The sequence below is a fragment of the Corallococcus carmarthensis genome (assembly GCF_003611695.1).
In the GTDB taxonomy this organism is placed as follows: Bacteria; Myxococcota; Myxococcia; order Myxococcales; family Myxococcaceae; genus Corallococcus; species Corallococcus carmarthensis.
In genome coordinates, this window is sequence record NZ_RAWE01000131.1 from 18,864 (window position 1) to 27,442 (window position 8,579).

The 8,579-nt window shown below is 70.3% G+C and carries 8 protein-coding genes; 3 read left to right on the plus strand and 5 right to left on the minus strand.

Annotated features, from left to right (window positions below; all coding sequences use genetic code 11):
- Positions 1-84 precede the first annotated feature (84 nt).
- Together D7X32_RS28360 and D7X32_RS28365 are read right to left on the minus strand one after the other, a co-directional pair.
- Complete coding sequence (locus D7X32_RS28360; protein ID WP_120605690.1) at positions 85-291, minus strand: YbdD/YjiX family protein; 207 nt, start codon at positions 289-291, stop codon at positions 85-87.
- Entirely contained in the window at positions 288-2,354 is a 2,067-nt protein-coding gene (locus D7X32_RS28365) for a carbon starvation CstA family protein (protein WP_120605691.1), read from the minus strand. Before D7X32_RS28365 ends, D7X32_RS28360 begins: the two co-directional genes overlap by 4 nt.
- On the opposite strand from D7X32_RS28365, the gene D7X32_RS28370 reads away from it, so the two are divergent.
- Together D7X32_RS28370 and D7X32_RS28375 are read left to right on the plus strand one after the other, a co-directional pair.
- Positions 2,353-3,873, plus strand: a complete 1,521-nt coding sequence (locus D7X32_RS28370) for a S41 family peptidase (RefSeq protein ID WP_147450304.1) — start codon at positions 2,353-2,355, stop codon at positions 3,871-3,873. The genes D7X32_RS28365 and D7X32_RS28370 overlap by 2 nt on opposite strands.
- Positions 3,874-3,966: 93 nt before the next feature.
- Positions 3,967-4,461: a DUF6321 domain-containing protein gene (locus D7X32_RS28375; protein ID WP_120605693.1), complete on the plus strand. Its 495-nt coding sequence runs from the start codon at positions 3,967-3,969 to the stop codon at positions 4,459-4,461.
- Between the two features lie 10 nt (positions 4,462-4,471).
- Here D7X32_RS28375 and D7X32_RS28380 read toward each other — a convergent pair whose 3' ends face one another.
- The 3 genes from D7X32_RS28380 to D7X32_RS28390 all read right to left on the minus strand — a co-directional run bounded on the left by D7X32_RS28380 (position 4,472) and on the right by D7X32_RS28390 (position 7,597).
- Positions 4,472-5,065 carry a hypothetical protein gene (locus tag D7X32_RS28380; RefSeq protein WP_147450305.1) on the minus strand — a complete coding sequence of 198 codons (594 nt, stop codon included), beginning with the start codon at positions 5,063-5,065 and terminating at the stop codon, positions 4,472-4,474.
- A 96-nt stretch (positions 5,066-5,161) separates the two neighbouring features.
- Complete coding sequence (locus D7X32_RS28385; RefSeq protein ID WP_147450306.1) at positions 5,162-6,010, minus strand: hypothetical protein; 849 nt, start codon at positions 6,008-6,010, stop codon at positions 5,162-5,164.
- Between the two features lie 90 nt (positions 6,011-6,100).
- Positions 6,101-7,597, minus strand: coding sequence for a flavin-containing monooxygenase (locus D7X32_RS28390; RefSeq protein ID WP_244239225.1), 1,497 nt, complete (start codon positions 7,595-7,597; stop codon positions 6,101-6,103).
- A gap of 329 nt (positions 7,598-7,926) precedes the next feature.
- Between D7X32_RS28390 and D7X32_RS28395 the strand changes: the two genes are divergently transcribed.
- On the plus strand, positions 7,927-8,448 hold the full coding sequence (locus tag D7X32_RS28395; protein ID WP_244239226.1) for a GNAT family N-acetyltransferase: 522 nt from the start codon (positions 7,927-7,929) through the stop codon (positions 8,446-8,448).
- The last annotated feature ends 131 nt before the right edge of the window (positions 8,449-8,579 follow it).

Consider the following 8,579-nt stretch of genomic DNA (forward strand, 5'->3'; position numbering starts at 1 on the left):
CAGACTCCTGCGAAGAGGTTGAACGGGATTGACCCGTAAAACCCACTAAGCAGTTTTGTCTGGAAGACTCAACGACTCATCGCCTCAGCAGCACCGGCCGCCTCCGGCGCGGTAGCGGGCCTGGAGGCGGTCGTTGAAAAACTCCGCGTAGGTCATCACCGTCCTGTCCGGATGGTGACGGCGCATGTGGGCGACGTAGGTGTCGTAGTCCGGCACGCCAATCATCGACCGCGCGGTGCGCACGGCCTGGCGCCAGCCGTGCTGGAGCGCCTGCGTGAAGCCGCGCCTCACGGCTTCACCGGGATGGCGGCGGCCACGTAGGGCGTCTCATGCGAGGTGGGCACCGGAGAACGCCGGGCCCGGAGCGCGGCGCGGATGCCGAAGAGCACCGTCGCCACCACGACGACCATGAAGAACACGGTGAGGCCCGCATCCAGGTAGTCGTTGCGGATGATGGCCTCCATCTCCTCCACGGACTTCGCCGGGGCGATGACGCGCCCTTCCGCCACGGCCTGGGAGAAGGCCCGCGCGTGGGCCGCGAAGCTCACGCGCACGTCGCCGCCGAACACCTTCTGGAAGCCCGCAGTCAGGGTGCACAGCACCAGCCACGCGGCGGGGATGCCGGGGACCCAGACGTAGCGCTCGCGCTTCATCTTCACCAGCGCCACACAGCCCAGTGTGAGCGCCACCGCGGCGAGCATCTGGTTGGCGATGCCGAACAGCGGCCACAGCGTGTTGATGCCGCCCAGCGGATCCACCACGCCCTGGTAGAGGAAGTAGCCCCAGGCGGCCACGCACAGCGCGGTGGCCAGCAGGTTCGCGCCCCAGGACTCGGTGCGCTTGAGCGGCGCGTACACCAGGCCCGCCAGCTCTTGAATCATGAAGCGCCCCACGCGCGTGCCCGCGTCCACGGTGGTGAGGATGAAGAGGGCCTCGAAGAGGATGGCGTAGTGGTACCAGAAGGCCATCATCCCCTGCCCGGACACCAGCCCGTGGAGGATCTGCGCCATGCCCACCGCCAGGGTCGGCGCGCCGCCCGCGCGGGACAGGATGGTCGTCTCACCGATGTCGCGCGCCGTCTGCTCCAGCACCTCCGGGGTGATGACGAAGCCCCACTGGCTGAGCGTCTGGGCCGCCTGCGTCGCGCTGGTGCCGATGAGCGCCGCGGGCGAGTTCATGGCGAAGTAGACGCCCGGATCCAGCACCGACGCGGCGATGAGCGCCATGATGGCCACGAAGGCCTCCATCAGCATGGCGCCGTAGCCCACGAGGCGCGCGTCTCCTTCCGTCGCCAGCATCTTCGGCGTGGTGCCTGAGGCGATGAGCGAGTGCCACCCGGACACCGCGCCGCACGCGATGGTGATGAAGAGGAACGGGAACAGGCTGCCGGAGAACACCGGCCCGGAGCCGTCCACGAACCGCGTCACCGCCGGCATCCGCATGTGCGGCGCCGCCAGGATGATGCCCACCGCCAGCAGCAGCACGGTGCCGATTTTCAGGAAGGTGGACAGGTAGTCGCGAGGCGCGAGCAACAGCCACACCGGCAGCACCGCCGCGCAGAACCCGTAGCCGATGAGCAGCCACGCCAGCGTGCGGCTGTCGAAGGTGAACCAGGGGCCCCAGGTGGCGGACTCGGAGACCTGGCCACCCAGCCAGATGCTGAGCATCAGCAGCACGAAGCCGACGATGGACACCTCCAGCACCTTGCCGGGCCGCACGTAGCGCAGGTACAGGCCCATCATCACCGCGATGGGGATGGTCATCGCCACGGTGAAGGTGCCCCAGGGGCTGTGCGTCAGCGCCTTCACCACCACCAGCGCCAGCACCGCGAGGATGATCATCATGATCATCAGCACGCCCACCATGGCCGTCACACCGGCCGCGGGCCCCAGCTCCATGCGCACCATGTCGCCCAGCGACTTGCCGTCGCGCCGCACGGACAGGAAGAGCGTCACGAAGTCCTGCACGGCGCCAGCCACCACCACGCCCGAAAGGATCCACAGCGTGCCGGGCAGGTAGCCCATCTGCGCCGCCAGCACCGGGCCCACCAGCGGCCCCGCGCCCGCGATGGCCGCGAAGTGGTGGCCGAACACGACCCACCGGTCCGTGGGCACGTAGTCCAGGCCGTCGTTGCGGCGCTCGGCGGGGGTCGCGCGGGTGGGGTCCACCTGGAGCGCTTTTTCGGCAATGAACCGGCCGTAGAAACGATATCCCAGCATGAAGACCGCGACCGAGGCGACCACCAGCCAGATGGCACTGATGGACTCTCCCCGGTGCAGCGCCACCACGCCCAGGCTGAAGGCCCCCGCCAGCGCCAGCGCCACCCATCCCAACTTCCGAGCGACTCCACCCATGATGTCTCCCGTCGGAGGGCAGGCCACCCCCACCCCGCGCGAGGTTTATAGCGCACGCCCCGCGTCCCCCCGTCCTGCTCGCGACGCGGTGTCGGGTGGTGGAGGAAGTCGGCGCAAGACCATTCCCCTCGTCCTCGCGGGCCTGCTCGCCGGGTGCGCCACGCCGCACGCCACGTCGAAGGACAGCGCCCCGGATGCGTACGGGGTGTGGCGCTCGCGAGGCCATGGCTGGCTGCTCACGGTGACGCCGGAGGGCCTGCGGCTGCACCACGAGACGTCGGCGGGGTGCTACGTGGATCCGTCGCCGCCCGCGGAGCTGAAGGAGATGTTCGGGGTCCAGGAGCCGGGGCCCTCGGCGGACGTCCGGGACTTCCTCTCCGCGCCGGGGGAGACGCGCTACCGCTTCGACCGCCTGGCCGCCCTGCCCGACGGCTGCGACACGCCGCACGTGTGGAGCGCGGTGGAGCTGTTCGACGTGTTCCGTGAGACCTTCGCGGAGCACTACGCCTCCTTCCCCCAACGCGACCCGGACTGGCTGGCCCGCCTGGATGCGCAGCGCTCGCGGGTGACGCCGGGCATGGACGGCCACGCGCTGTCCACCCTCTTCGCGGACGCGCTCCGTTCGCTGAACGATGCGCACGTGGAGCTGCTCGCGGGCGACGCGGCGTCGGACACGCTGACGTACGAAGCCCGTCCCACGGGCACGTTCGCGATGCTGGAGCAGGCAGCCGTGGCCATGGACCGCCCCGCGCGGGAGGTGCAGCGCGAATGGATGCGCGCGTACCGCGACGGCATCCTCCAGACGGTGCTGCGCGGCCAGGGACATCACGTCGCGAACCAGCGCGTCCTCTGGGGCTTCGCCGCGCCCCGCGTCGCCTATCTCAACCTGCTGACGATGGGCGGCTTCGTCGCCGGGGCGGAGGGAGAGACGCCGACGCTCGCACAGGAACTGGCCGCGCTGGAGCCGGTGCTGGATGAAGCGCTGACGGCCTTCGCGGGGGCGGACGCGCTCATCCTGGACGTGAGCAACAACCGGGGCGGCTACGACGCCATCGCCCGCGCCATCGCGGAGCGTTTCGCGGATCAACCCCGGCGCGCGTACACAAAGTGGGCGACGGGCGCGAAGGACGTCCCGCCGCAGGTGTTCACGCTCCAGCCCACGTCGCGTCCGTCCTTCCAGGGCCCGGTGTACGTGGTGACGAGCGACGTCACCGTCAGCGCGGGCGAGGTCCTCACGCTCGCCCTGCGCGCGCTCCCGAACGTCGTGCAGGTGGGCACGGCCACGCGGGGCGCGTTCTCCGACATGCTCGTCAAGCCGCTGCCCAACGGATGGACGGTCCACCTGTCGAACGAGCACTACACCGACACGAAGGGCCAGGACTCCGAAGCGCGGGGTCTGCCGCCCCAACGCCCGCTGGATGTCTTCGGAGACGGCAAGGCCCCGTGGCACGCCCACGCACGCGCCATCCGTGCGCTGGCGGATTCGCTGCGGCCCCCGAAGGCGAAGCCCACGCCCTAGGAAGCAGGCGGCCTGTCACGGTGTGCCGACGCGACCGGGACGACCTACCTCTCATGCGGAAGCTTTCACCTCCGTCCGAGAGGAGCACGCCCGATGCCGACACGTTCGCCTACCCGCAAGAGCGTCACGCGCACGCGGCGCCTGAAGGATCCGAAGGGCGGCCTCACGGCGGCGGGCCGCGAGTGGTTCCACGAGAAGGAAGGCGCGAACCTCAAGCCCGGTGTGAAGGGCAAGGCGGACACGCCGGAGAAGCTGCGACGAAAGGGCAGCTTCCTGCGCCGCCACTTCGCCCACCCGCGCGGTCCCATGGTGGATGCCAAGGGCCAGCCCACGCGCCTCGCGCTGTCCGCCCGGGCCTGGGGCGAGCCCGTGCCGAAGGACGCCGCTGGAGCGAAGCGGCTCGCCACCCAGGGCACGAAGCTGCTGGAGCGCTACCACGCGACGCAGGAGCGCGCGAAGCCCGCAGCCAAACGCGCTGGCGCCAAGAAGACGCGGACCGCCGTGGCGGCCCGCCGTGCGACGGCGAAGAAACGTGCTCCCTCCACCGCGCGGAAGACCGCGGCCCGGAAGCGCACGAAGAAGACCTGAGCCGCGGGGATCAGCGGACGGCGGGCACGGGCAGCGACTCCGCCGCCACCTGCTGGTTCACGAGCTGCACCTTGCCGCCCTTGCGCACGGTGAAGTCACACGCGAGCAGTTGGTTGCCCACGAGCACCACCGCGGACACCTGGAAGCCCTCCGCGCCGTCGGACACCTTCACGGGGTGCAGCTTCGCGACGGCCTCCGCCTTGCGCGCGCCGAGCGCCGCGTCCGTGTTCGTGGCGGGCAGCCACTGCACGTCCTCCGCGCGCTCCACCAGCCGGCGCTTGCCGCCCTCGGTGTTCTCGATGAAGAAGCGCAGGTAGGCGGGGACCTCCGCGGCCTCCAGGCTCAGGGCTTCGTCCTGGTTGAGCTTGTAGATGGCCTCGGCGGTGGCCGGCGTGAGGTTGACCGCGACCTTGCCGTCGTCCGCGTACTTGAAGCGCAGCGCCCGGTGCGGCAGCCGCACGTCCACCGTCACCAACTGGAAGCGCTGATAGAAGCCCAGCGGCTGGCGCGTGAAGGCCGTCGCCGCCAGGTTCTGCTGGATGGTCCCGGCGTGCACCGGGTCCACCCGCTCGATGCGCTGCAACGTCTCGGCGTCCGCATTCACCTTCGGTTCCTCCTGGGCCCCGGCCTTCGCGGGCCGGGCCGAGTCACAGTGCGTGGTGGCCATCACCCACAAGGCTGCGACGAGGACGCGATGCATTTAGCGTGACGGATGCGCCGCGTCCCAGCCCTGGCCGTAGTAGTCGGGGTAGTTCTGACCGTTGGTGCTGGTCACCACCGCGCCCGTCCTGAAGCCGTTGAGGACCGCATCGTATCCCGCCTTGTCGCCGATTTCACGAAGTTGCGCTTCGGTGAGCGACGGGTCCTTCGCCTTCGCCTCGTCGACGGCCTTCTGGGAGGCGGCGTTGTACTCGGCCTCCAGCGGGAAGGTGGCGGTGACGTTGTCGCCGGCGGCGACCAGCTCGTTCTTCGCCTTGATGCTGTCCACGGTGCCGCGCGTCTCCTCGTTGAGGAGCGTGTTCACGTAGTCGTCGCGCGTCTGGTTCTGCACGTCCGCGCGGGGACCGTCGATGGTCGCCTTCGCGTGGTTGATTTCGTGCACCAGCGTCAGTGCCGCTTCCTGCGGATCCTGGCTGCGGTCGATGACGATCTTGTTGCCGTCCCAGTAGGAGCCACCACCGTCGGCGAACTCCACCGGGATGTTGTGCTCTTCCATGTACTGCACGGCCGCCGCGCCCGTGGGCGAGTTGCGCAGGACGTCCTTCGTCTCCTGCAGCTTCGCCGCGTCCTTGGAGGCCTGGATGGCATCGCTGATGGCGCCCCCCACCTGGCCACCGATGATGCCGCCCACCGGGCCGCCCAGCACGCCACCGATGATGCCGCCAATGACGCCGCCGGTGCTCTTGGCCTTGTCGAAGGAGTCCTTGAAGAAATCACCGACCGGATTCGCGTTCGTCTGCGGACGGGGGCTCACCACCGGCCGTGCGTTCTGCGATGCATCCGTGCTCACCGGGCGTGCGCCGCCGCGGCCAAGTCCGTCAACCCCCATGGCTTCTCTCCCCAGATTCAAAGTCCTGCTTTCCCGAGATTATCGCCGCCGGATCGCAGGAGTTGCGAGGCCCACGGGTACCGCACCGCATCAAGACCGGGCAGGTCGCTGGGACGACGGCCGGGGAAGCGTGACGTATTCAGAGGGCTCGAAGTGCTCCACCCGGTGGCGGAAGGCGGAGGTGGTGCCGGGCCAGAGGGCGGCGTTGCGACCCGTGGCGTCCATGTACCAGCTGCGGCAGCCGCCCTGGTTCCACACCGTGCGGGACAGGCGCGCGTCCAGTTCCTGGATGAAGGCGTCCTGGACGTCCTTCTCCGGCTCCACGGCGGCGGCGCCCCGGGCGTCCAGGTAGCGCAGCGCGCCCAGCACATGCTCCAGCTGGGCCTCCATCATCAGCAGCACGGACGTGTGGCCCAGGCCGGTGTTGGGTCCCTGGAGGAGGAAGAGGTTGGGGAAGCCGCTCACGGTGAGGCCCAGGAACGCGCGGGGGCTGCCCGCCCACACCTGCGCGAGCGTACGGCCGTCCCGGCCCCGGATGTGGTGCGCCATGGGCATGTCCGTCGCCTGGAAGCCGGTGCCGAAGATGAGCGTGTCCACCGGGTGCACGGCGCCGTCATCGGTGACGACCGCGTCCTCGCGAACCTCGCGGATGGGCTGGGTGACGACCTCCACGTTCGGGCGCGTGAGGGCCGGCAGGTAGTCGTCGGAGACGAGGATGCGCTTGCACCCCATCGTGTACCGGGGCGTGAGCCGGGCGCGGAGCGAGGGATCCTTCACCACCCGCAGCATGTGCCTGAGCGCCCACCGCTGCGCGAGCCGGAGGATCCACGGGTGCTGGAAGCCCACGGACAGGCTGTCACGAAGGATGCGGAGCACCTCGCGCAGGAGCCACCGCGCGCCTGGCACCCGCCGGTACAAGGCCTGCCGCGGGCGGCTGATGGGCTTGTCGCCCCGGGGCAACACCCATGCGGGTGTGCGCTGGAAGAGGACGAGCCGGCCGACCTCCGGTTGGATGGCCGGCACGATCTGCACCGCCGACGCGCCCGTTCCCACCACGCCCACGTTGCGCCCGGCCAGCGCGTAGCCCGGGTCCCACCGCGCGGAGTGCATCACCTTGCCCCGGAAGCGCTCCAACCCGGGCAGGTGAGGAATGGCGGGCTCGCTCAACGCGCCCACCGCCGCCACCAAGACGTCCGCGGTGAGGATGCCGTGGGACGTCTCCAGGACCCAGCGCCGCGCAGGGAGGTCCCACGTCGCGGAGAGGACGGCGTGACCGAAGCGCAGGAAGGGCTCGAGCTGGAAGCGCCGCACGCAGTCGCGCAGGTACGCCTGGATCTCCCAGGCCGGGGAGTAGGCGCGCGACCAACCGGGGTTCGGTGCGAAGGAGAACGAGTACAGCAGCGACTGCACGTCGCACGCGCAGCCGGGGTAGACGTTGTCGCGCCAGACGCCGCCCACGTCGTCCGCGCGCTCCAGGACGACGAAGTCATCGATGCCGTCCTGCTTCAGCCGGATGGCCATGCCCAGTCCGGCGAAGCCGGCGCCCACGATGGCGACGCGCACGTGTCGCGGAAGACGGGAAGACACAGGTTGAACCTCCTGGAGGCGGCGGCGCACGAAGCCTCCGAACCTTCATGCTGTGCACATTCCGCCCGGCACGGCACCCATCTGTCTGCCTGTCCCATCCATCCGCCGGGCAGGTCTTCCGCGGCGCGGGGATGCCAGCCGGAGCGGGCCCAACCTGTCCGGCTGTTGGACGGCTTCGTGCGGCGCGCCCCTGGCAGACGGCCTCGGGAGGGGGCACCCCTTCCTGGGGACGGACCCATGCGTGCCCGAAGGCCTGGAGCCCCCGACCTCGCTCGCGGTCCGGCATCCGCGTTCACCCTGCGTTCGCGTGGCGTGGGAGGATTTCCCCCGTGAAGACACCCCCACCCTTCGCGCTCCATCTGCGGCCCGCCACGCCTGACGACGACGCGTTCCTCTTCACGCTCTACGCGAGCACGCGCGAGCAGCAACTGGCCGCCTGGGGCTGGACTCCCGCGCAAGGGGAGCCGTTCCTGCGCATGCAGTACCAGGCACAAGCCCGCCACTACGCGGCGAAGCACCCGCCGGAAGGCCACGCCATCATCGAACGGGATGGAGCGGCCGTGGGCCGACAGTGGCTGGTGCGCACGCCCGCGGAGCTGCTGCTGGTGGACGTGGCCCTGCTTCCCTCGCAGCGGGGAGCCGGTCTGGGCACGCACCTGCTGAACGCGATGCAAGCGGAGGCGGCGCGGGCGCGCGTGCCCATGCGGTTGCACGTCACGCGCGACAATCCGGCGCTGCGGCTCTACACCCGGCACGGCTTCACGCCCGTGCCGGGAAGCGACCCGGCGTCGCCGTACCTGGAGCTCCAGTGGTGGGCTCCAGAGGGCGACTCAGGAACCGGCGTCAGGTGAACACACCGGTCCCGTGAGGGTCCGCGCCTACAGGCCCAGCAGCGTCTCCGGTTCAGGAGCGACCGTCTGGAGGAAGTAGCCGCCCGTGCCCACGTCGGCGTTCGCGTTCGTCGTGGTGCCCGGGATGATGC